This window comes from Clostridium sediminicola (assembly GCF_050402865.1).
GTDB classification, from domain to species: Bacteria; Bacillota; Clostridia; order Clostridiales; family Clostridiaceae; genus Clostridium_AF; species Clostridium_AF sediminicola.
In genome coordinates, this window is sequence record NZ_BAABMF010000013.1 from 1 (window position 1) to 20824 (window position 20824).

The 20824-nt window shown below is 30.5% G+C and carries 22 protein-coding genes and 1 pseudogene; 17 read left to right on the plus strand and 6 right to left on the minus strand.

Annotated features, from left to right (window positions below; all coding sequences use genetic code 11):
• Positions 1-1794: GH36-type glycosyl hydrolase domain-containing protein (locus ACQ3F0_RS18270; protein ID WP_428866911.1), on the minus strand; the 1794-nt coding region annotated here is incomplete at its 3' end.
• A gap of 299 nt (positions 1795-2093) precedes the next feature.
• On the opposite strand from ACQ3F0_RS18270, the gene ACQ3F0_RS18275 reads away from it, so the two are divergent.
• The 10 genes and pseudogenes from ACQ3F0_RS18275 to ACQ3F0_RS18320 all read left to right on the plus strand — a co-directional run bounded on the left by ACQ3F0_RS18275 (position 2094) and on the right by ACQ3F0_RS18320 (position 10107).
• Positions 2094-3119, plus strand: a complete 1026-nt coding sequence (locus ACQ3F0_RS18275) for a LacI family DNA-binding transcriptional regulator (protein WP_428866912.1) — start codon at positions 2094-2096, stop codon at positions 3117-3119.
• A 13-nt stretch (positions 3120-3132) separates the two neighbouring features.
• On the plus strand, positions 3133-4512 hold the full coding sequence (locus ACQ3F0_RS18280) for a carbohydrate ABC transporter substrate-binding protein (RefSeq protein WP_428866914.1): 1380 nt from the start codon (positions 3133-3135) through the stop codon (positions 4510-4512).
• Between the two features lie 61 nt (positions 4513-4573).
• Positions 4574-5497: a carbohydrate ABC transporter permease gene (locus tag ACQ3F0_RS18285; RefSeq protein WP_428866916.1), complete on the plus strand. Its 924-nt coding sequence runs from the start codon at positions 4574-4576 to the stop codon at positions 5495-5497.
• A gap of 2 nt (positions 5498-5499) precedes the next feature.
• On the plus strand, positions 5500-6360 hold the full coding sequence (locus tag ACQ3F0_RS18290; RefSeq protein ID WP_428866918.1) for a carbohydrate ABC transporter permease: 861 nt from the start codon (positions 5500-5502) through the stop codon (positions 6358-6360).
• A gap of 720 nt (positions 6361-7080) precedes the next feature.
• Positions 7081-7254, plus strand: a pseudogene (locus ACQ3F0_RS18295) (ATP-binding cassette domain-containing protein); the annotation flags it as partial.
• Positions 7255-7501: 247 nt separating this feature from the next.
• Positions 7502-7705 (plus strand): hypothetical protein, encoded by a 204-nt coding sequence (locus ACQ3F0_RS18300; protein WP_428866920.1) that lies wholly within the window; start codon positions 7502-7504, stop codon positions 7703-7705.
• A gap of 23 nt (positions 7706-7728) precedes the next feature.
• Positions 7729-8106, plus strand: coding sequence for a hypothetical protein (locus tag ACQ3F0_RS18305; RefSeq protein ID WP_428866922.1), 378 nt, complete (start codon positions 7729-7731; stop codon positions 8104-8106).
• A 306-nt stretch (positions 8107-8412) separates the two neighbouring features.
• Positions 8413-8556: a hypothetical protein gene (locus ACQ3F0_RS18310; RefSeq protein WP_428866923.1), complete on the plus strand. Its 144-nt coding sequence runs from the start codon at positions 8413-8415 to the stop codon at positions 8554-8556.
• A gap of 471 nt (positions 8557-9027) precedes the next feature.
• Positions 9028-9774, plus strand: coding sequence for an alpha/beta fold hydrolase (locus ACQ3F0_RS18315; protein WP_428866924.1), 747 nt, complete (start codon positions 9028-9030; stop codon positions 9772-9774).
• A gap of 201 nt (positions 9775-9975) precedes the next feature.
• Positions 9976-10107, plus strand: coding sequence for a hypothetical protein (locus ACQ3F0_RS18320; protein WP_428866926.1), 132 nt, complete (start codon positions 9976-9978; stop codon positions 10105-10107).
• A gap of 80 nt (positions 10108-10187) precedes the next feature.
• Here the strand turns inward: ACQ3F0_RS18320 and ACQ3F0_RS18325 are convergent, their stop codons facing one another.
• The 3 genes from ACQ3F0_RS18325 to dcuS form a co-directional block, all read right to left on the minus strand.
• Positions 10188-10364, minus strand: a complete 177-nt coding sequence (locus ACQ3F0_RS18325) for a glutaredoxin family protein (protein WP_428866928.1) — start codon at positions 10362-10364, stop codon at positions 10188-10190.
• A gap of 185 nt (positions 10365-10549) precedes the next feature.
• Positions 10550-11230, minus strand: a complete 681-nt coding sequence (locus ACQ3F0_RS18330) for a response regulator (protein ID WP_428866930.1) — start codon at positions 11228-11230, stop codon at positions 10550-10552.
• Positions 11223-12836 (minus strand): DcuS/MalK family sensor histidine kinase, encoded by a 1614-nt coding sequence (dcuS, locus tag ACQ3F0_RS18335; RefSeq protein WP_428866931.1) that lies wholly within the window; start codon positions 12834-12836, stop codon positions 11223-11225. The genes ACQ3F0_RS18330 and dcuS overlap by 8 nt, the downstream gene beginning before the upstream one ends.
• Before the next feature lie 267 nt (positions 12837-13103).
• Between dcuS and ACQ3F0_RS18340 the strand changes: the two genes are divergently transcribed.
• From ACQ3F0_RS18340 to citG, 7 genes are all read left to right on the plus strand, one after another.
• Positions 13104-14390: a 2-hydroxycarboxylate transporter family protein gene (locus tag ACQ3F0_RS18340; protein WP_428866933.1), complete on the plus strand. Its 1287-nt coding sequence runs from the start codon at positions 13104-13106 to the stop codon at positions 14388-14390.
• Positions 14391-14488: 98 nt separating this feature from the next.
• Complete coding sequence (gene citD / locus ACQ3F0_RS18345) at positions 14489-14752, plus strand: citrate lyase acyl carrier protein (protein WP_428866935.1); 264 nt, start codon at positions 14489-14491, stop codon at positions 14750-14752.
• 144 nt (positions 14753-14896) lie between these two features.
• Positions 14897-15772: an HpcH/HpaI aldolase/citrate lyase family protein gene (locus ACQ3F0_RS18350; RefSeq protein ID WP_428866936.1), complete on the plus strand. Its 876-nt coding sequence runs from the start codon at positions 14897-14899 to the stop codon at positions 15770-15772.
• Between the two features lie 15 nt (positions 15773-15787).
• On the plus strand, positions 15788-17329 hold the full coding sequence (citF, locus tag ACQ3F0_RS18355; protein ID WP_428866937.1) for a citrate lyase subunit alpha: 1542 nt from the start codon (positions 15788-15790) through the stop codon (positions 17327-17329).
• 23 nt (positions 17330-17352) lie between these two features.
• The gene (citC, locus tag ACQ3F0_RS18360; RefSeq protein WP_428866939.1) at positions 17353-18378 is read left to right on the plus strand and encodes a [citrate (pro-3S)-lyase] ligase; all 1026 of its coding nucleotides are present in this window, start codon (positions 17353-17355) and stop codon (positions 18376-18378) included.
• Between the two features lie 16 nt (positions 18379-18394).
• Positions 18395-18922, plus strand: a complete 528-nt coding sequence (citX, locus tag ACQ3F0_RS18365) for a citrate lyase holo-[acyl-carrier protein] synthase (protein ID WP_428866941.1) — start codon at positions 18395-18397, stop codon at positions 18920-18922.
• Positions 18906-19790 (plus strand): triphosphoribosyl-dephospho-CoA synthase CitG, encoded by an 885-nt coding sequence (citG, locus tag ACQ3F0_RS18370; protein WP_428866943.1) that lies wholly within the window; start codon positions 18906-18908, stop codon positions 19788-19790. The genes citX and citG overlap by 17 nt, the downstream gene beginning before the upstream one ends.
• Positions 19791-19853: 63 nt before the next feature.
• Here the strand turns inward: citG and ACQ3F0_RS18375 are convergent, their stop codons facing one another.
• Both ACQ3F0_RS18375 and ACQ3F0_RS18380 read right to left on the minus strand, forming a co-directional pair.
• Positions 19854-20246 (minus strand): hypothetical protein, encoded by a 393-nt coding sequence (locus ACQ3F0_RS18375; protein ID WP_428866945.1) that lies wholly within the window; start codon positions 20244-20246, stop codon positions 19854-19856.
• An 84-nt stretch (positions 20247-20330) separates the two neighbouring features.
• The gene (locus ACQ3F0_RS18380; protein ID WP_428866946.1) at positions 20331-20795 is read right to left on the minus strand and encodes a GreA/GreB family elongation factor; all 465 of its coding nucleotides are present in this window, start codon (positions 20793-20795) and stop codon (positions 20331-20333) included.
• Positions 20796-20824 lie beyond the last annotated feature (29 nt).

The following is a 20824-nucleotide window of genomic DNA, read 5'->3' on the forward strand; positions in this document are numbered from 1 at the left end:
GATTCCTACGCCTGCCATAACACAAAAGCCCTGAGGTTCGATGAAAATTTTTCCTTCATTACATTCTTTGGAGCCAATTTTTTCTCCAAAAGCATCATATGCACGTAAGAACCATTCTCCATCCCACTCATTTTTTATAATTGCCTGATACATAGATTCTACAGCATTTATGGCACGCTCTTCCTCTGAAAAATCACCTATTTGATGACATATTTGGGCATACTCTCTACCATATTTTACAAACATACTAGCGATAAATACAGATTCTGAATTATTGCTTTCAAAATTGGCACAGGTCTGAAAAGATTCTCCAGGAGTCTGAGAGAAACAATTTAAGTTAAGGCAGTCATTCCAATCAGCTCGACCAATTAAGGGTAGATTGTGAGGTCCTAAATGATTTAATGTATAGTCAAAAGAACGCTGTAAATGTACCATGAAAGGTTTTGCTTTTGTGACATCATTATCAAAAGGAGTAATTTCATCTAAAATGGAAAAATCTCCTGTTTCTCTTATGTATGCAGAAGCGGCTGCAATAAGCCATAATGGATCATCGTTGAATCCACTTCCAATATCCATATTACCCTTTTTAGTTAAAGTTTGGTATTGGTGATATGCACTTCCGTCTTCGAACTGGGTTGCAGCGATATCAAAGATTCTTTCTCTTGCTTTATTTGGAATTAGATGTACAAAACCAAGAAGATCCTGACAAGAATCTCTAAATCCCATACCTCTTCCGATTCCAGATTCATAATAAGAAGCAGAACGCGACATATTGAAAGTAACCATACACTGATACTGATGCCAGATATTTACCATACGGTTGAATTTATTTTCTGGTGTAGAAACAGCATATTTAGAAAGAAGGCTATTCCAGTAACTAGAAAGTTCAGAAAGTGCTTGTTCAATCTGTTCTTCTGTTTTATATCGAGAAATCATAGAAATAGCGGGCTTTTTATTAATAATATTTAAGGATTCCCATTTCTCATCTTTAGGATTTTCAACGTAGCCTAATATGAAAATGAAGCTTTTTGTTTCTCCGGGTTCAAGAGATATTTTTAAATGATGAGAACCTATAGGGGACCATCCACTTGCAATAGAATCTTTAGATTCACCACATGAAACAACTTCTGGATTATCTGGGCCGTTATACATACCAATGAAAGATTCACGGTCTGTATCAAAACCCTCAATTGGTTTATTAACATGGAATAAAGCATAATGATTTCTTCGCTCTCGATATTCTGTTTTATGGTAAATAGTAGAACCGATTATTTCTACTTCACCTATGTTATAGTTACGCTGGAAATTTGTCATATCATCTAAGGCATTCCACAGACAGAATTCTACATAAGAAAAAAGTGAAATATTCTTTTTTTCTGAACTAGCATTGGTGATACGAAGGCGTGTGACTTCGCATCTATCTTTTAATGGAACAAAAACAGTAGATTCTGCTTTTATCCCATTTTTTATTCCTGTAAAAACGCTGTATCCTAAACCATGGCGACAATTGTATTGGTCAAGAGGAGTTTTTGTAGGTTGCCATCCAGGATTCCAAATGGTGTTCTGGTCTTTTATATAGAAGTAATGACCATTATTATCTAATGGCACATTATTATAACGGTATCTTGTCAAACGAAGAAGTTTTGCATCTTTGTAAAAACTGTAACCTCCATTAGTATTAGAAACAAGAGAAAAGAAATTATCACATCCAAGATAATTAATCCATGGAAGAGGTGTCTTAGGTGTAGTAATTACATATTCTTTTCTAAGATCATCAAAATATCCATACTTCATAATTGTCATAGCACTCCTTTGTTGAATTTACGAAAACGTTTGAGTAGTTATTGTTATTAATTTCTATTATACACAAATTAAGTATAGAATATTATTGGGATAAATGCAATAATAATATTTTAATAAGCTAAAATTGCATAAAACCAATAATATTTAAAAAATGGATAAAAATGCTTGTATTATTCTTGAAAATATTGTATATTATAGTTACGAAAACGATTGAGTAAAGAAAATACTTAAAATTATGAGATGCTAAAGATTTTTAAATACTAAAGATGTTATAGAGAATGGAGGTGAAAATGATGGTATCTTTAAAAGACATTGCAGCAAAATGTGGAGTATCTGTTTCTACAGTAAGTAAGGCACTTAACGATTCCAGTGATATTAGCGAAGAAAGAAAAAATATAATAAGAAAAAAAGCAAAAGAAATGGGATATTTTCCTAATATGGTAGCTAGAGCTTTAAAGACAAATACTACATATAACATTGGTGTTTTATTTGTTGATGGAAATAATAGTGGACTAACTCACCCGTATTTTGCAAGAGTTTTAGAGAGCTTGAAAGTTGAGGCGGAAAGTTACGGTTATGATATCACCTTTATTAATAAAAAATTAGGAAAACATAAGATGACCTATTATGAACATTGTCAATATAGAAATGTAGACGGATTAGTAGTTGCATGTGTAGAATTTTCAGATCCAGAAGTTATGAAGTTAATTAATGGAAACATACCAGTTGTCACTATTGACCATATTTTTAATGGAATAACTGCTGTTGTATCTGACAATGTAAAAGGTATGCATGATCTATTGGAACATGTTATAGAAAATGGGCATAAAAAGATAGCTTATATTAGTGGAAAAGATTCTTCCGTAACTCAATCTCGTCTTGCTAGTTTTTACAGAACATTAGAAGAACACGGGATAAAAATTCCAGACGAATATGTTTTAGAGGGAAGTTATCTGGATACTAAACTGACAGAAACTTTAACAAAACAACTACTTGCTTTAAAAGAAAGACCGACATGCATTGTTTTTCCGGATGACTATGCTAGTATTGGTGGCATTAATGCTATTAACGAGGCTGGGTTATCTATACCAGAAGACATTTCTATTGTGGGTTTTGATGGAATTCCTATTTCTCAGGTATTGAATCCAAAATTAACAACTTATGGACAGGATATGAATGGGATTGGAAAAGAGGCAGCAAAACGGATTATAGAAATTATAGAGAAACCCAAAACGGCTTTGAGAGGTATCACAGTTGTCTCAGGAAAAGTTATAAAAGGTGAATCGATAAAAAATGTAAAAAAGAATAAAAATTAAGGGGGAAGAATTCATGAAGAAAAAATTAATAATAGGTTTACTGACAATGGTAATGACAGTGTCAACACTTGCTGGTTGCGGTTCTAAAAATACAGGAACTGTTAATGCTGATAGCAAAGTGGTAGACGAAACTCCATCTGAAGAAGGTAAAGTATTAAATATTCACTGTTGGAATGAAGAGTTTAAAAGCCGTTATGAAGAGTATTTTGAAAAACCAGGATTACTTCCAGAGGGTGTAAAAGTTAATTTTGTAATTACTCCAAATCAAAATAATGCATATCAAAATGCATTAGATGCAGCTTTACTAGATCAGGAAAATGCAGCATTAGATGATAAAATTGATATTTTTCTTGTAGAAGCAGACTATGCATTAAAATATGTTGATACTGATTATACTTTAGATGTAATTAACGATATCGGATTAACAGAAGATAACCTTTCTTCTCAATATCAATATACAAAGGATATTGTAACAGACGCTAAGGGAGGATTAAAAGGTACTACATGGCAGGCTACGCCAGGACTTTTTGCTTACAGACGTTCAATTGCAAAAGATGTACTTGGAACAGATAATCCTGAAAAAGTACAAGAAGCACTTAGTGACTGGGACAAATTTAATGAAACAGCAGAAAAAATGTCAGCAAAAAATTATAAGATGCTTTCAGGTTATGATGATGCTTATAGAACATTCTCTAATAATGTATCTGCACCATGGGTTGATGGTACAAAAATTGTAATCGATGATAACTTGATGAAATGGGTAGATCAGACAAAAACTTTTACAGATAAAGGATATAATAATAGAACTTCTTTGTGGGCGCCGGAATGGTCAGCAGATCAAGGTCCAGATGGAAACGTATTCGGCTTCTTTTACTCAACATGGGGAATTAACTTCACATTACTAGGTAACTCTCTTGAAGTTTCAGAAGCAGAAGGTGGAAAAGCAGAAGTTGGTAATGGTATCTATGGTGATTATGCAGTGTGTGAAGGTCCAGAAAACTATTATTGGGGTGGAACATGGATTTGTGCAGCAGCAGGAACAGATAATGTTTCTTTAGTAAAAGACATTATGTATACTTTAACATGTGACAAAGATACTATGAAGAAAATCACAGAAGATACACAGGATTATACAAATAATAAAGAAGCTATGAATGAGATAGCAAATAGTGATTTCAAATCAGATTTCTTAGGTGGACAAAATCATATTAAATTATTTGCTGAATCAGCTAAAAATATTGATATGAGTAATATTTCTTCATATGATCAAGGGTTAAATGAAGCATTCCAAAGTGCATTCAAAGATTACTTTGAAGGAACAGTTGATAAAGATAAAGCTTTAGATAACTTCTACACAGCGGCAATTGAAAAATATCCAGAATTAACAAAATAGTGGACAAAAATAGTAGGATAGATTGTAATTTCTATCCTACTACTACTGGAGGTAAAGTATCATGGCTAATTATAAGAAAAATTCATTAAACTATTCTAAGTGGGGCTATATCTTCTTAGCACCTTTCTTTATAGTATATATTGTATTCTTCTTAGTTCCTCTTTTTAGTACTTTTTATAATAGTGTGTTTGAAAATTACATGTCTGGGTTAAATCATATTGGTCCTATATTTGTAGGATTTGAGAATTTTAAAACAATTTTAGGAAGTGATTTATTAAAATATGCAGGTAATACCGTTATTATATGGCTATTAGGATTTATTCCTCAGATTATTTTGTCTTTACTTTTAGCTGTATGGTTTACAGATTTACGATTGAAATTGAAGTGTACTAGTTTTTTTAAAACTGTAATTTATATGCCAAATCTCATTATGGCAGCAGCATTCTCTATGTTGTTTTTCGCATTATTTTCAAATGCTGGTCCTGTAAATAATATTATGATCAGTGCAGGGATTATTCATGAACCTATTCGGTTCATGAGTAGGGTATGGTCAACTAGAGGATTGATTGGATTAATGAATTTTCTTATGTGGTTTGGGAATACTACCATTTTATTAATGGCAGCTATTATGGGAATTGATACAGCACTGTTTGAAGCAGCTCAAATTGATGGAGCAAAGTCTAGGCAGATATTTACGCAGGTAACTATTCCATTAATTAAACCCATATTATTATATGTTACTATTACATCAATGATTGGTGGTATTCAAATGTTTGATGTACCACAGATTTTAACAAATGGAAATGGTACACCTGATAGGATGAGTATGACATTAATCATGTACCTTAATAAACTTCTGTACAGCAAGAACTATGGACTTGCAGGGGCTTTATCAGTAATTCTCTTTATAATTACTAGTATATTAAGTATAATTGTTTTCTATATTATGACAAGAAGTCTGAAAGAGAATAAAGGAAGGAGATAGATATGGAAAAAAAGAAAAGTGACGGAAAAGGACTTTTGTACGTGAAAAGAATCATATGTTATCTTACTTTAATTTTTTTAACCATTATGTGTTTATTTTCTTTTTACATACTGATTGTAAATGCAACTAGAGCACATTCGGATATCCAGAAAGGATTCTCTTTTCTACCAGGTAAATCATTTATGGTTAATTTAAAAAATATTTTAAAGAATCAAAATTTGCCGGTATTACATGGAATTATAAACAGTCTGTTTATATCAACCTGTTGTGCAGTACTTACCACTTATTTTTCAGCAATGACTGCTTATGCTATACATTCATATGAATTTCGTTTTAAAAAGGCGGCGTTCTTATTCATTATGCTAGTTATGATGGTTCCTACTCAAGTATCAGCGCTTGGATTTATTGGACTGATTACTAAAATGAAATTAATGGATAACTATGTTCCATTGATTGTGCCTTCGATAGCGGCGCCAATTGTATTCTTCTTTATGAAGCAATATATGGAAAGTAATCTCCCAATTGAAATTATAGAGGCGGCACGTATTGATGGTTCAGGAGAATTTAATACATTTAATCGCATAGTGCTTCCTATTATAAAACCTGCCATAGCAGTGCAGGCGATATTTTCATTCGTAAGTTCATGGAATAATTACTTTATTCCATCACTGGTTATTAAGACAAATGAAAAGAAAACCTTACCAATTCTCATAGCGCAGTTGAGAAGTGCAGATTTCTTGAAGTTTGATATGGGGCAGGTGTACATTATGATTGCAATTGCTATCATTCCAGTTATGATTGTATATTTCTTTCTGTCTAAATTCATTGTTCGTGGTATAGCTGTAGGTAGTCTTAAAGGATAAGTATAAATTTTTAATTACCCTTGAGGAAATCACTTAATCTGTTTTACAGATTATAGAAAATTAGATACAATATGTATTGGAAACACAAATTAAAGAATTAATAAATTCTCGAAAGGAAAAGGTAATTTAAGCCATGCGTAAATAATATTCTTAGTTTTTTTAGCATTTTACAACATGAAGAAAATCTTATGTAAGTAGTTTTTTTGTTGTACAAATGATTACTGAGGATATAGTGTGCGTTTTGAAATCTATTACAGGTTTTTAAAATTACCTAGGGAAAGTGCGTCTATTATCCTCTCTTAAAAAAGGGAGGTTTTTTTATTGTATAGGAATTTATAAATTTTTTCGGGAATTTCATACTTGTAAAATGCAGTTATATCAATACATTGTAGCATTGTGTAAAATATTTACACTGATTTATAAATTCCATCTATCAGTGGTGAGAAGAAGCATATATAGCGTAAAAGTCGTCGTAACAAACTTTAGAAATTCTTATTTATTTTTGTTAAGAAAAATTATTGTTTGAGCATGCGAGTTATAATTTTTTAGCATATTATAGGTTTTCTGTGAAACTTAATTTATACAAGTCCAAAATCTCAGGTATTAGTGAGTTATGGAATTGTATAAATTTTTAGTTGAACAAAAACCTGCACCTTTAAGAAAATAAATTAGAATTTCTTAGTGAAGTGGAGTGACTTTCTAGCTATATATGCATTTGTTCTGCTAATAATTAAAGGAAGTAATATAAAAAAATATTTTGGAGATAGATTGATATTAGATATAAAAGATTTGAAAATATATAGTAATGATAGAATTGGAATAGTTGGTGTTAATGGTGTGGGTAAAACCACATTGATAAAAATTTTAATAGGTACAGAAGAGCAACATAGTGGTAAAACTCATATATTTGGAGAGTATTCTTATATGCCTCAATTAATTAATACAGAAACTAATTCAAGTGGTGGAGAAAAAGGAAGAATCCTTATAAACAAAGCTTTTTCAAAGAAGAGTACAAAAGAAAATTGAAATAGATACTGAAAAGAAAGAGTATGATAAATATATAAAAGAGAAAAGAAGTATTGAGAATGCTATTTCTGAGTTATCTCATAAATCAAGTAGTATGAGGAAAAACCCAAAAAGAATGGGTAATTCTGAAGCTAGACTTCATAGAAAAATGGGGAATCAAAAGGCAAAAAGAAAATTGGATGGAAAATGTGAGGCTTTAAAAAGTAGACTGGAGAAATTAAAGATAAAAGACAAACCTATTTCAAGCCAGTCTGTTAAATTTGATATAGATAATAGGGAGAAAATATATTCAAAAATAATGATGTTTATAAAAAAATAAAAGATTTGAGTGGTGGATAGAAAGTGAAAGCTTCTCTAGCAAAATTGATTATGAGTAAGTATAATTTATTGATTTTAGATGAGCCTACTAATTATTTGGATATGAGTTCTTTAAAAGTTTTAGAAGAGGTTCTTTATGAATATGAAGGTACATTAATTTTAGTGACTCATGAAAGACGATTTTTAAGCAAAGTAGCAACAAGCCTTCTTATATTTGATAATTTAGAGTTAAGAATATTTCAAGGTGGATATAATGAGTACTTAAAAAGCTTAGATGATGAGAAAATAACTAAAACAAAAGATAAAAAGAGTAAAGAAAGATTAATGGTAATAGAAAGTAATATAAACAGGATAATGGGAATGATATCAACTATTTTTTTTATTAATTTCAAACTTTTATGAATTAGATAAGAATAAAAAGATTATTCTTGTTACTACTAACTTACTGCTATTACTGCTGAGCAAAAAGAAACCATGCATGGTATGGCAGATGCTATGAAAGAGGCGGAAAATATATTTGATTTTTAGATATTTCTGAAAGCTCAAAATTGAGTTTTCAGAAATTTTTTTGTTATTTAAGTATAGTTTTAAATACTAAGTATTAAAAATGTTTGTACTTTTGTATTTAATATTGTAAGTTTATAATTTAATTATTCAGAAGTAAACATAAATAATTATAAAAAAATAAATTTATAAAGGATTATTATTGTGACTATAACAGAAAAGGTTTTAAACTTATTAAATGACCAAGAAGCTTCAAAAGTATTAACAACAGTTGACAGTGATGGAGTACCACACTCAATCGTTGTAGGTAGCATTATGGCACCAAATGCAGGTACTCAAATCGTTTGATTTTTGCCACAGTACATAAAGTTTATTAACATGTTTTTATGCTAGTACAGATAGCAGAATTATGATACTTTCTCTGCTTGATTTTAATTTATATTTTATTTAAGAAAATCTTCCAAAATTTTATTTAAGTGCTCATATATATTTATGAGTGCTTTTTTCGTAATTTATAAATTCCATCCTTCAGTTTTACTTAAGAAATCTAATAAGGTAGTGGATGTGATATAGATAATCGAGGTTTTAGAGGCTTACAAAGGATTTGGTGTGCTTATATCTTTTATATTTTTATATTGAAATAAAATTCATATTGTAGTACATTTATAATTAACAAAATGATAGGAGGTAGCCATAATGAGTACTTTTAATAAACTAAAATAGTCTATATGTAGGAGTAACTACTAACTCTCCCATGTAGATTATTTAAAACAACTTTAAATAAATTAATTTATAGTTTATATTATTGGGAGGTTAAAAATGTCTTATTTTAAGTTTAAAAATTCAAATATATATTATAGAGTGTTAGGTGAAGGAAAGCCTTTAATTATTATTCATGGAGATACAGCATCATCAAAAATGTTTATGCCTGAGTTAAAATTTTATTCTAAAAATTTTAAAGTAATATTATTAGATTTGGTAGGTCAAGGAAAATCTCAAAGAGTAGATAAATTACCATTAAATTATTGGGAGTTTAATGCTAATATGATTATTGAATTATGTAATCATATTGGGATTAGTGACGTTAATCTGTTAGGTACAAGTGGGGGAGCTATTATTGCTTTAAATGCAGTATTGAAGCAACCTGATTTATTTAACAAAATTATTGCAGATAGCTTTATGGGAGAAAATCTACCCTATGAGTTTGCCAATAAAATAGTGGATAATAGAAAAATTGCAAAAAGTAAATTGAGTACTAAATTTTTTTGGTTTATAATGCATGGTTTTGATTGGGAAAATGTTATTGACCAAAATACAAATTTAATTATAGATTTTTCAAGTGACATAGGTGATTTTTTTAATTATGAACTTAGGAACATAGAAAATAATGTTTTAATTACAGGAAGCGCCAAAGATGATCTACTACCTAATATCGAAAGTACATTAAAGGGTATTAATTCAAAAATGAAAAATTCTAAATTAGTTATTTTTGAGAATGGAAATCATCCGGCTATGTTTAGTAATAAAAAAGAGTTTAGAAATTTAGTGCTGAAATTTTTAGCCTAATTTATAGTAATAATACAAAATATAGAATCGCGTACACAGAGTAGCTCTGCATGAAGACAAAGAGATTTGAAGGAACAGATACAATTGATTTGATGAATCGTTTTAAACATCCTCTTATCAGATGCATGATCTCCGATTTTTGCACAAAAGAATCTCTAGGACACTCATTTCCTATGGCATATGGAAATTTTATTAGTGGAGATGGAGGAGTACCAAGAGGCGGTTCACGAGCAATGGCTTTCACCTCCAGGTGGTCTTCCAGGTGCGGCGATTCAAGGTAAGTATTCTATTCAGAGAATCCTTAAGAAGGAAAAACGAAGCATTAACTTATAAGTATATATATTAAGTGAATATTGTACCCTATAGAGTAGATAATATCAAAGTCCATTCTATAGGGTATTTTTATTATAATCTTAAGGGAAAATTTTATCTAATTTTTCTTTATCAAAACCTACTATATATTCTCCATTAACTTTTACAACGGGAACTCCCATAATTCTATTTTTCATTAATTCTTTTCTGCCAGATGCATCACTACCAACATCCACCTCATCAAATTCAATATTTTTTTGTGAAAGATACTCTTTCACTGCTGGGCAATGAGCTCATGTTTTACTCGTAAATACTTTTATTTCTGCCATTTTAAAAACTCCTTTTCATAATGAATTTTATAATATATCCATTCTAAGCAAAACTATTGTGCATGTCAATATCAAGTTCGAATATGGCAATTGGGATACTAAAAAATTGAGCCATCCATTTACTATGATTTTTCTCACGAATTAGATAATTTGTACATTTTAAGAGGTCTGCCCACGCTACCGTAGTTAACGTCAATACTAACCTTTCCTAATTTGTGTAAATACTCCAGATATCTGTGCGTAGTAACTCGAGATATTCCTACTTTACTTCCTATTTCTTCTGCGGAATAGAGTTGTTTATTATTCATTAAAAAGTCTTCTATTTTATTTAGTGTTACTTCAGTTAACCCTTTTGGTAAATTATTTGAGTACGTTACCGAACCCTTGGATATTATATTATCAATATCGTTCTGTGTTATCTTTTTTTGCTTATCTAGGTTGTACCTTACTTTAATATAATTTGTTAATGAATAAAACAGACGTTCTTTTTTAAATGGTTTAATTAGATAGTCAACAATCCCAAGTCTCATACACTCCTGTATATGTAATGGTTGATCTGATGCAGAAATTACAATTGCATCAACAGATATTCCTCTTTGACGAATAGTTTTAATAAATTCTAAGCCATTCATCTCAGGCATAAATATATCTACTATAATAAGATTAGGATTTAATACATCTATAAGTTCTAAGCCTTCTCTTCCGTTTTTTGCCATACCTATTATTTTAAAACCTGGAACAGATTCAACAAATTCTTTATTAATTTCAGCTACCATGGGATCATCTTCGACTATAATAACATTAATTTTATTCATTAATACCCTCCTTTTGGAATCTTTTATAAGGTATTTTGACTAAAAATTTTGTTCCTCCGTTTTCTTTTGAGTCCACTTCGATTTTACCATTTAATACTTGAAGATCTTCTTTAATGATTGAAAGACCAATGCCTTTATTATCATTACCTTTTGTTGTGAAGCCTCTATTGAATATTTTTTTGATACTATCATCATTAATACCAGACCCATGATCAAGTACTTCTATATTTATAAATGTACCATCATATATGATAGATACAAATATTGATTTGTTTTGACAGCAGTGTTCCTCAATTGCTTCAATTGAGTTTTGAATTAAGTTTCCTAATATTAATACTAATGATCCAGATAATGATTCAGGAAGTCTTGGTAACATACTGTCTTTGCAAATAGTTAATTTTATTCCTCTTTCAGAAGCAAGTGACATTTTCCCAAATAGTAAGCCGCCTACATAGGCATCTTTAATTTTGTTGATTAATAAATCAACATTATTTTTATGTTTTGTTTGTGTATTTATGATAAAATCTACGACTTTATCATATTTTTCTAATTGAATTAATCCCGAAATTGTATGGAGTTTATTTTTGAATTGATGACTTTGAGCTCTAAGTGCATCAGCATATTCTCTAACTCCGGATAACTCATCTGCTAATCTTTTGATTTCTGTCATATCTCTAAAACTTGCAACAGCACCAATAACTTTATTATCAACAACAATAGGTATTCTATTTGTAATGATTTTTTTATTGTTTAAGAGTTGCTCCTGATCAATTGCTGCTAAACCACTTTCAATAACCTGTGGAAGACGAGTATTTGGAATTACTTCCTTGCAAGAGAGACCAATTATGTTTTTGTCCAGATTTAGTAATGAAACAGCTTGGTCATTTACTAAAATAATTTTATTTTCCTCATTAACGGCAATGATACCTTCCTTTATAGAACTTAATATAGCTTCCCTTGTTTTATAAAGAGCGGTAATTTCTTTTGGTTCAAGTCCTAAAAGTTCGCTTTTTATATTATTGGATAAAATGATGGACCCTAAAAAGCCTAGAGATAAAGTTATAAAAATGGCTGTGTTTACTTTTTTCTTTGATTGATTAATTAAATTTTCAAGATCTGTAATTAAAATTCCAACAACTACTGCGCCAACCTGTTCATTATTATAGTAAATCGGGACAAAGGCTCTTAGTGATGGACCTAGGGTACCGACAGCTTTTGAAGTATATTCATTTCCTTGCAATACTGGACCTTCATCTCCGCCTGTTATTCTGTTTCCTATCAGGGATTTATTGGGGTGAGAAAAACGAATACCTTCCATATTGAATATGACAATAAATTCTGAGTCTGTTGAATTTTTAATATTTTCTGCTAGGGTATCTATTTTCTCATAACCATTAGGAATTATGAGATTTTCTTTTATTTCTGGAATTTCAGAAACTGTCCTGGCAATTGATAATGCCTTATTTGCAATTAACGTTTCAACTTCGGTTGATATGTTTTTGGTTATTAAATAATTTCCAGTGATTAGTGAAAATAAAATAACAGCTATTATTAAAATTTGAATTTTGGTTTGTAGGGAAAAGGAAAATTTCTTTTTATTTGGCATAGTTATCATCCTTTGCTTCATAGCATATTTGGAGAAAAATCCAACTCAAAATAGGGAGGGCGACTAAAATATAATATTTTGTAAGCGATTAAATACTAAATAACTGTATATAGTTTACAGTTTATAGCAATAAATTTCAATAGAAAATCGAAATTTATTTTCTAGGATTCATGAACAATATGAACAAAATTTAAAATATGTTCATAATATTGTAACAATTAAAAATAAGTAATATTATGAAATTAGGAAATAAAAGGAGGAGATGGAATGGAAACAAAATCAATTCATCAAGAAGAGAAATTTAAAATTTTAGGAATGCCTGCATGGTTTTTTGCTGTAGCTTGTGTAATAATATTAATTTCATCTTATATGGGCAAATTACCTGGAGGAATGATTGGAGCCTTTGCTTATATGATAGCATTAGGAACCATAGCAGGAATATTAGGAAATAATACTCCTATTATAAAAGACTACCTTGGTGGAGGACCAATAGTAGCAATCTTTGGAAGTGCATTTATGGTTTATCTTGGAATAATGCCTGAAGCAACAATTAATGTAGTTACAGATTTTATGAAGGGTGGAGGCTTTTTAAGCTTCTATATTGCAGCACTAATTTGTGGAAGTATTCTAGGTATGGATTCAAAGCTTCTTGTAAAAGCAGGAGCACGATATGCTGTTCCTATAATTATTGGAGTATTTGGGAGCTTGGGATTGGCAGCTGTTGCAGGAGGTATAATAGGTTACGGCTGGAAAGAGGCTATAACTAATATAGCCATGCCTATCATGGGTGGTGGTATGGGAGCAGGTGCTGTTCCAATGTCTCAGATATACTCAAACTATCTAGGAAATAATGCTGAATATTATATATCTATATTAGTTCCTGCACTTGCATTAGGAAACGTTTTCGCAATTATAGCTGCTGGTTTGCTTAACAAATTAGGAAAAGCTAAGCCAGAATGGTCAGGAAATGGACAAATAATGTCTGATTTTGATTATAAAAATAAAGAGGATAAGGAATTTGATATTGTTAAAATGGGAGCAGGATTATTTATATCAACTACATTTTTAATTGTAGGAAAGCTATTAGCTATATTTATACCATTACATTATTATGCTTTAATGATTATTGCTGTTGCTATTTGTAAAATATTTAATGTAGTACCTGAATTTGTTCAAGAAGGATGCCATCAGTGGTATAAATTTGTAGCTAAAAACTTTACTCTTGCGTTACTTATAGGAGTTGGAGTGGTTTATACAGACTTAAATACTGTTATTGGAGCTATTACTGTTCAATACGTTATAATCGATGCTGTAGTAATTATTGGTGCTATATTAGGTGCAGGTGTAGGTGGAAAATTAGTGGGCTTCTATCCAATAGAGTCAGCAATAACTGCTGGTCTTTGTATGGCAAATATGGGAGGTACAGGAGATGTTGCGGTGCTTTCAGCAAGTGACAGAATGGAACTTATGCCTTTTGGTCAAATTTCATCAAGGCTTGGAGGAGCTTTAATGCTTATTATAGGTGGAATTTTAGTTCCATTATTAGCAGGTTAATAATAGGGCTCTTCATGGGCCCTTGATTTTTAGAGTTTGATACATGTATAAATTAAATTTCACATTGAAATCTCTATATAGATAAGGGGATAGTTATAATGAAAATAAAAAAAACGAGTAAAGCTGGGACTTTAGAGTCAAATGACATACTGGTTATGGTATTTCCAAATGATGATAAAGGCATAGAATTGGAACTTGAAAGTATAGTTATAAAGCAATTTGGAGAGCAGATTAGAAAAGTTATTTTAAACAAAATTAAAGAAATGGAAATAGAAGACATACTTATTAAAGTACAGGATAAAGGGGCATTAGATTTTACTATAGCGGCTAGAGTGGAAACTGCTATCAAAAGAAGTTTATAGACAAACAACTTCAACTATGAATCTATGCAGGTCCAAAACTCATTGGTACCTGAGATTTTGGACCTGCATAGATTAAGTTTGCGTAATGTTTGTCTTTATAATAATGCTTAAAATTATATTAATCTATAAAGTGGGGATGAAATAATGAAAAAATTTAGGAGAACTATGTTGTTTATGCCAGGTAATAATCCGGGTATGCTACAAAGTGCCACTGTGTTCGGTGCTGATTCAATTATTTTAGATTTAGAAGATGCGGTTAGTATTTCCGAAAAAGATAGTGCTAGAATTTTAGTTAGAGATGCCATAAAGAATTTAGATTATTCTAGTGTAGAAGTTATTGTTAGGATTAATGCCATTACTACAGAATTTGCTCTTGAAGATATTGATGTTATTGGGAAAGTTAAACCTGATGGATTAATGATTCCAAAAGCTACTGAAAAAGATATGGAAATGGTAGATGCAATTTTAACAAGTATAGAAGAAAAAAAATGTTTCCCCAAAAACTGTATAAAACTTATTCCTATTGTTGAGTCTGCATACGGGTTAGAGAATGTATATAAAATTATTAAATCTTCTAAAAGGACAGTTGCAGTACTTTTAGGTGGAGAAGACTTAACAGCAGATATGGGAATCAAAAGAACTAAGGAAGGTAATGAAATATTTTATGCTAGGAACAAAGTAGCTGTTGCTTGTAAAGCTTCAAGAGTTGATTGTGTAGATACACCTTTTACTGATGTAAATGATAAGGAAGGCTTGATTAAGGATACAATATTAGCAAAAAGTTTGGGAGTTACTGGGAAAGCAGCAATAAACCCAAGACAAGTTAATGATATCAATGAAGTATTTGCTCCGAGTATTGAAGAAATTAGGTACGCTAAGCGAGTTTTAAAAGGTGTTGAAGAGGCAGAAAAAGAGGGGAAAGGCGTATTTGCTATCGATGGAAAAATGGTAGATGCACCTGTTATTAATAGAGCTAAAACAGTTATGGAAATAGCAAATTTACTAGGATTATGTCATTAATAGGGAGGTGCTTTTATGAAGAACATTTTAGGTAGAGAATTACCAGATTATATTGAAGGGTACGGTAAAGTAAACCCTTTTAATGGAGCATATGCAAATCTTGATGTTAAAGAAAAGAAGTCTGTTAAAATTATGAGTGCAATACCTGGAGAAAGTAAGATAATAGAAAGTATAGATGAAGTCCTTGAAAAAATAGGAATACAAGATGGAATGTGTATATCTTTTCATCATCATTTGAGAAATGGTGATTATGTACTCAATATGGTACTAGAAGCTGTTGCAAAAAAAGGTATAAAAGATATAACAGTTGCGGCTAGTGCTATTTTCCCTGTTCATGAGCCAATGGTTCAGTATATAAAGAATGGAGTAGTAACAGGAATTTATGCTAACTATGTGTCAGGACCAGTAGCAGATGTTATCTCTAGAGGAGAGCTAGAAAAAGTAGTAGTTATGCATACTCATGGTGGCAGGGCTAGAGCTATTGAAAGTGGAGATTTGCATATAGATATAGCTTTTATAGCTGCACCAACTGCTGATATCTATGGGAATATTAATGGAGTTTCGGGAAAGGCTGCTTGCGGAGCTCTAGGATATGCAATGCCAGATGCTCAATATTCAGATAAAGTAGTGGCTATAACTGATAATTTAGTGCAATACCCTGCTGTTCCCATTGAAATAAGTCAAGTTTATGTAGATTATGTTGTAAATGTAGATGGTATTGGTGATCCTGCAGGAATTGTATCAGGAACAACAAAGATAACAAAGGACCCCGTTGGTTTAAAGATTGCCCAAAATACAGCTAAAGTTATTGAAGCTTCTGGTCTTTTGAAAGATGGAATTTCTTTTCAAACTGGAGCAGGGGGAGTTTCTCTAGCTGTTGCTGCAGAACTTAAGGATAAGATGAAAGAAAAAAATATAATTGGTAGCTTTGCGGCAGGTGGGGTTACAGGATATATAGTAGAAATGTTAAAGGAAGGATTATTTAAGAGTATCTTTGATGTTCAATGTTTTGATTTAAAAGCAGTAGAATCTTATAGAGATAACGCGAATCATCAAGGTATGGATGCTTCTATGTACGGAAATCCTCATAATAAAGGTGCCGTAGTAAATAATTTAGATGTTATGATATTAGGCGCAACAGAAATGGATACTCAGTTTAATACAAATGTAACAACAAGTTCAGATGGAGTAATTATGGGAGGATCTGGAGGACATAGCGATACAGCAGCAGGTTCAAAACTAGCAATTATCGTTACAAAACTAGTAAAATCTAGACTTCCAATAATCAAAGATGAAATTACAACAATAACAACTCCAGGAGAAACTATAGATGTTGTAGTTACAGAAATGGGTATTGCAGTTAATCCTAAAAGACAAGATTTGTTAGAAAAATTAAGTAAAACAAACCTTCCAATTAAATCAATTGAAGAACTTAAGAATATAGCAGAAAAAATGACTGGAAAGCCACAAAAGATAGAAACTGAAAAAGATATAGTAGCGGTAATTGAATATAGAGATGGCACAGTAATAGATATAGTAAAAAAAGTAAATGACTAAAACACTAAATTAGGAGAGTATTTATGAATGGAATATATTATCCTGAAAAAGTAGACTTGAATGATGAATATGAAAGAAAAGAATTAGAAGAATTCTTGAAACATTATGATTTGAGTTTTGACAAAGACATTGATTACTCATTGGCAATAAGAATAGAGCAAAAAATAATAGCAACTTGTTCAAAAGCTAAAAATGTTTTAAAATGTTTTGCTGTTTCTGAGAAAATGAGAGGAGAAGGGCTAACTTCAATTTTAGTCTCTAGAATGTTAGATAAGCTTTTTGAAGAAAAAATTTATCACAGCTTTATTTTTACAAAACCTAAAGAAAAATCAAAATTTGAATCTTTAAACTATAAACTTATCTACGAAACAGGGGAAGTAGCCTTATTAGAGCATGGAAAATATGATATTAACAAGTATTTAGAAGAGATAAAGTCAAAAAATAGTATCAATAATGAAGAGAAAGCTGCATTAGTAATGACCTGTAATCCTTTCACTTTAGGACATAAATATTTAATAGAAAAAACAGCAAGTGAAAACCAAAATGTTTTGATATTTATTGTGGAAGAGGATAAATTTTTATTTCCTTTTAAGACTAGATATGAACTAGTTAAAAGAGGAGTAAAACACTTGAAAAATGTAAAAGTTGTACCTTCAGGGGAATATTTAATATCTTCATCTACATTTCCTTCATACTTTTTAAAGGAAGATTCTAAAATTGAAAAAATATATACTGAATTAGATGCAGGGGTTTTTGCAAAGTACTTTTGCAGTAAATTCAATATCACTAAAAGATGTGTTGGTGAAGAACCCTATTGTAAGGTTACAAGTCAGTATAATAAAACCTTGGAAAAAGTATTAAAGGAGTTTAAAGTAGAATTTTGTGAAATTGAGAGAAAAAAACATGATGATAAATATATAAGTGCATCTTTGGTTAGAAAATTACTGAAAGAGAAAAAGTTATATCTGACTAAAGATATTCTCCCAAAGGTTACATGGGATTTTTTGAATTCAAAGGATGGAAGGGAAATAATACAAAAATTAAAGTGAGGTTTTTAAAAAAGACATGATATATAATGCTGAAGATATTTTGAATGCAAGAGAGCAGAGAGCAGAATTCCAAGACAAATTGATAAAAAAATATAATAATACATTAGTAATGATTAGAGTGAATTATCCAGGTGTAAATAAAAATAATTATGTTACTCAGGGCATAATTAATATTATTAATAAGGAAGTTTTAAATACATTTACTAATGAGGTACTCTATAAAGTTTTGAGGGAAACAGCTGAGGGGCCTATCGCAACTATAGTTGTTGATAGGTCACCAGAGGACGTAAAGAGAAATACTATGATAATTGAGGATAATCATAGCTTAGGCCGATTTATTGATATAGATGTATATAATTCAAAGGGCAAATCTTTAAGTAGAACAAAGTTTGGATATTCAATGAGAAAATGTTATTTATGTGATGCTCCAGCACAAGAGTGTGTAAGAGCTATGAAGCATAAACAAAATGATATTATAGAATATATAGATAAAAAGTACAAGGCATATAAATTTTGGGAGAGTGAATATGACAAAAATATATAATATTTCAGATGAAGCATTTAAAATTGGGAAAATTGCAATGCAAGCAACTCTTTACGAAGTTGCTTGTTTTCCATCACCAGGATTAGTTTCTCCAATCTCAAATGGAGCACATAAGGATATGGATTATTATACATTTATAGATAGTAGTGTAGCAATAAACCAATATTTAATTCTTTGTGCGCAAAGCGGTTTTTCTGAAAAGAGTAACAAAGAAATTTTTAAGGAAATTAGAGAAATAGGTGTACAAGCTGAAAATAGTATGTTTGAAGCTACAAACGGAGTGAATACCCATAAAGGATTATTATTTTTATTAGGAATCTGTTGTTCAGCAGTAGGCAAAACTTTATATGAACACAAAAGTTTTGACCATATAAGAAAAGCAATTCAAAATATGACTGAAGGTATAGTTAGAGAAGAACTATGTAATATTAAGAACAAAAAAGTTCATGATAAAAATAGGGAATTATCCCATGGGGAAAAATTATTTTTAAAGTATGGAATTGAGGGGATAAGAGGAAATGTTGAAAAAGGACTTCCAGTAATCTTTGAGTATTCATTGGATTTTTATAAGAACGCATATAAATTAAATAATAACGATAGATTGGTTCATACATTAATTGGTATAATGCAGTTTTGTGAAGATAGTAATATTTTATACAGACATTCCATTGATGTTTTAAAAGAAGTTCAAGATAAAGCAAAATATATAATAAGCATTGGAAGTATGGAAACAGAGGCAGGAAAAAAAGCTATAATGCAAATGAATGAAGAATTTATCCAGAGAAAAATTAGTCCAGGTGGAAGTGCAGATTTACTCTCGGTTACAATGTTTTTGTATAATATTAAATCACAGTTATTCATAAATTAAAAGAGAGCAGGCATTAGAACCTACTCTCAAAGTTGTTGTTAATTAATACTTACATTATCAAAATTAGTTATCTTTAAACCATTTAGATGATTTATTTTGAAATATTATTATAAGAGCAATTATAGTAAATATAATTTCCATGATGTATATTTTAAATAAAAGAGGGGCTGTATGAAACCAAAGGATTATGTTTCCTATGTTTAATACTATCCCAACAATAAACAGAACTAATTCAGTAATTCTTGCCCAATCTTTACCTTTGTAAATCATATAAATTAAAAAAGCTCCAAATAAGATGAGTGGCACGGATATAACAATTATTGTTTGTGCTACAGTGGGTTCTTTTACCATTTCAATTCCTGCTATCGTTCTTAGAGTAGCTAACACAAGAGCAATGCAAAATAGCTTTATTGCAGAATATATATTCCTAGGTGGCTTTCTTTTTGTTTTAATCATTAGTATACTCCTTCTTGTTAATAATGTAATCATAGAGTACTATATTTTCTAGTTCACTGTCAAGACAACCTTTTAGAAAATTTATTATAGTATTTCTAGTACTTCTACGGTATAATTTCCTGCGGGAGCAGTAACTTCGACTATGTCACCAACTTTTTTGCCGCATAACGCTTTTCCTAAATCTGATTCCATGTTAATAATCATATTTTCAGGGGATGCATCCATAACAGTTACTAATGTTATAATTTCTTCTTCGTCATCCTCTATGAAGTTAATTCTAGCTTTAGAATTAACTCCTAAAATCGATTTATCTACAGTTTTATCATCTATTATAGTTGCAGTTGAAATCATGTTATATAGGTATTGAATTTTATTATCATTTTCTCTATAGTTTCTACAAGCCTCTTTATATTCTGCGTTTTCTGACCTATCGCCGTGAGCAGCAGCTTCTAATTTTTCCCTTGCTATTTCAGCTCTTTTAACAGTCATACGATAGTCTAATTCTTCTTTTAACTTTTTAATGTTATCCTCTGTCAACGTATTATTCATAAAAAAGTAAACCTCCAATGAGAGACATA

Bases quoted from the DNA above. Each gene is read 5' to 3' on its own strand.
- ACQ3F0_RS18275 (WP_428866912.1), top strand. From the start codon at position 2,094: ATGATGGTATCTTTAAAAGACATTGCAGCAAAATGTGGAGTATCTGTT.
- ACQ3F0_RS18280 (WP_428866914.1), top strand. From the start codon at position 3,133: ATGAAGAAAAAATTAATAATAGGTTTACTGACAATGGTAATGACAGTG.
- ACQ3F0_RS18285 (WP_428866916.1), top strand. From the start codon at position 4,574: ATGGCTAATTATAAGAAAAATTCATTAAACTATTCTAAGTGGGGCTAT.
- ACQ3F0_RS18290 (WP_428866918.1), top strand. From the start codon at position 5,500: ATGGAAAAAAAGAAAAGTGACGGAAAAGGACTTTTGTACGTGAAAAGA.
- ACQ3F0_RS18300 (WP_428866920.1), top strand. From the start codon at position 7,502: ATGGGTAATTCTGAAGCTAGACTTCATAGAAAAATGGGGAATCAAAAG.
- ACQ3F0_RS18315 (WP_428866924.1), top strand. From the start codon at position 9,028: ATGTCTTATTTTAAGTTTAAAAATTCAAATATATATTATAGAGTGTTA.
- ACQ3F0_RS18320 (WP_428866926.1), top strand. From the start codon at position 9,976: ATGGAGGAGTACCAAGAGGCGGTTCACGAGCAATGGCTTTCACCTCCA.
- ACQ3F0_RS18330 (WP_428866930.1), bottom strand. From the start codon at position 11,230: ATGAATAAAATTAATGTTATTATAGTCGAAGATGATCCCATGGTAGCT.
- dcuS (WP_428866931.1), bottom strand. From the start codon at position 12,836: ATGCCAAATAAAAAGAAATTTTCCTTTTCCCTACAAACCAAAATTCAA.
- ACQ3F0_RS18340 (WP_428866933.1), top strand. From the start codon at position 13,104: ATGGAAACAAAATCAATTCATCAAGAAGAGAAATTTAAAATTTTAGGA.
- citD (WP_428866935.1), top strand. From the start codon at position 14,489: ATGAAAATAAAAAAAACGAGTAAAGCTGGGACTTTAGAGTCAAATGAC.
- ACQ3F0_RS18350 (WP_428866936.1), top strand. From the start codon at position 14,897: ATGAAAAAATTTAGGAGAACTATGTTGTTTATGCCAGGTAATAATCCG.
- citF (WP_428866937.1), top strand. From the start codon at position 15,788: ATGAAGAACATTTTAGGTAGAGAATTACCAGATTATATTGAAGGGTAC.
- citC (WP_428866939.1), top strand. From the start codon at position 17,353: ATGAATGGAATATATTATCCTGAAAAAGTAGACTTGAATGATGAATAT.
- citX (WP_428866941.1), top strand. From the start codon at position 18,395: ATGATATATAATGCTGAAGATATTTTGAATGCAAGAGAGCAGAGAGCA.
- citG (WP_428866943.1), top strand. From the start codon at position 18,906: ATGACAAAAATATATAATATTTCAGATGAAGCATTTAAAATTGGGAAA.
- ACQ3F0_RS18375 (WP_428866945.1), bottom strand. From the start codon at position 20,246: ATGATTAAAACAAAAAGAAAGCCACCTAGGAATATATATTCTGCAATA.
- ACQ3F0_RS18380 (WP_428866946.1), bottom strand. From the start codon at position 20,795: ATGAATAATACGTTGACAGAGGATAACATTAAAAAGTTAAAAGAAGAA.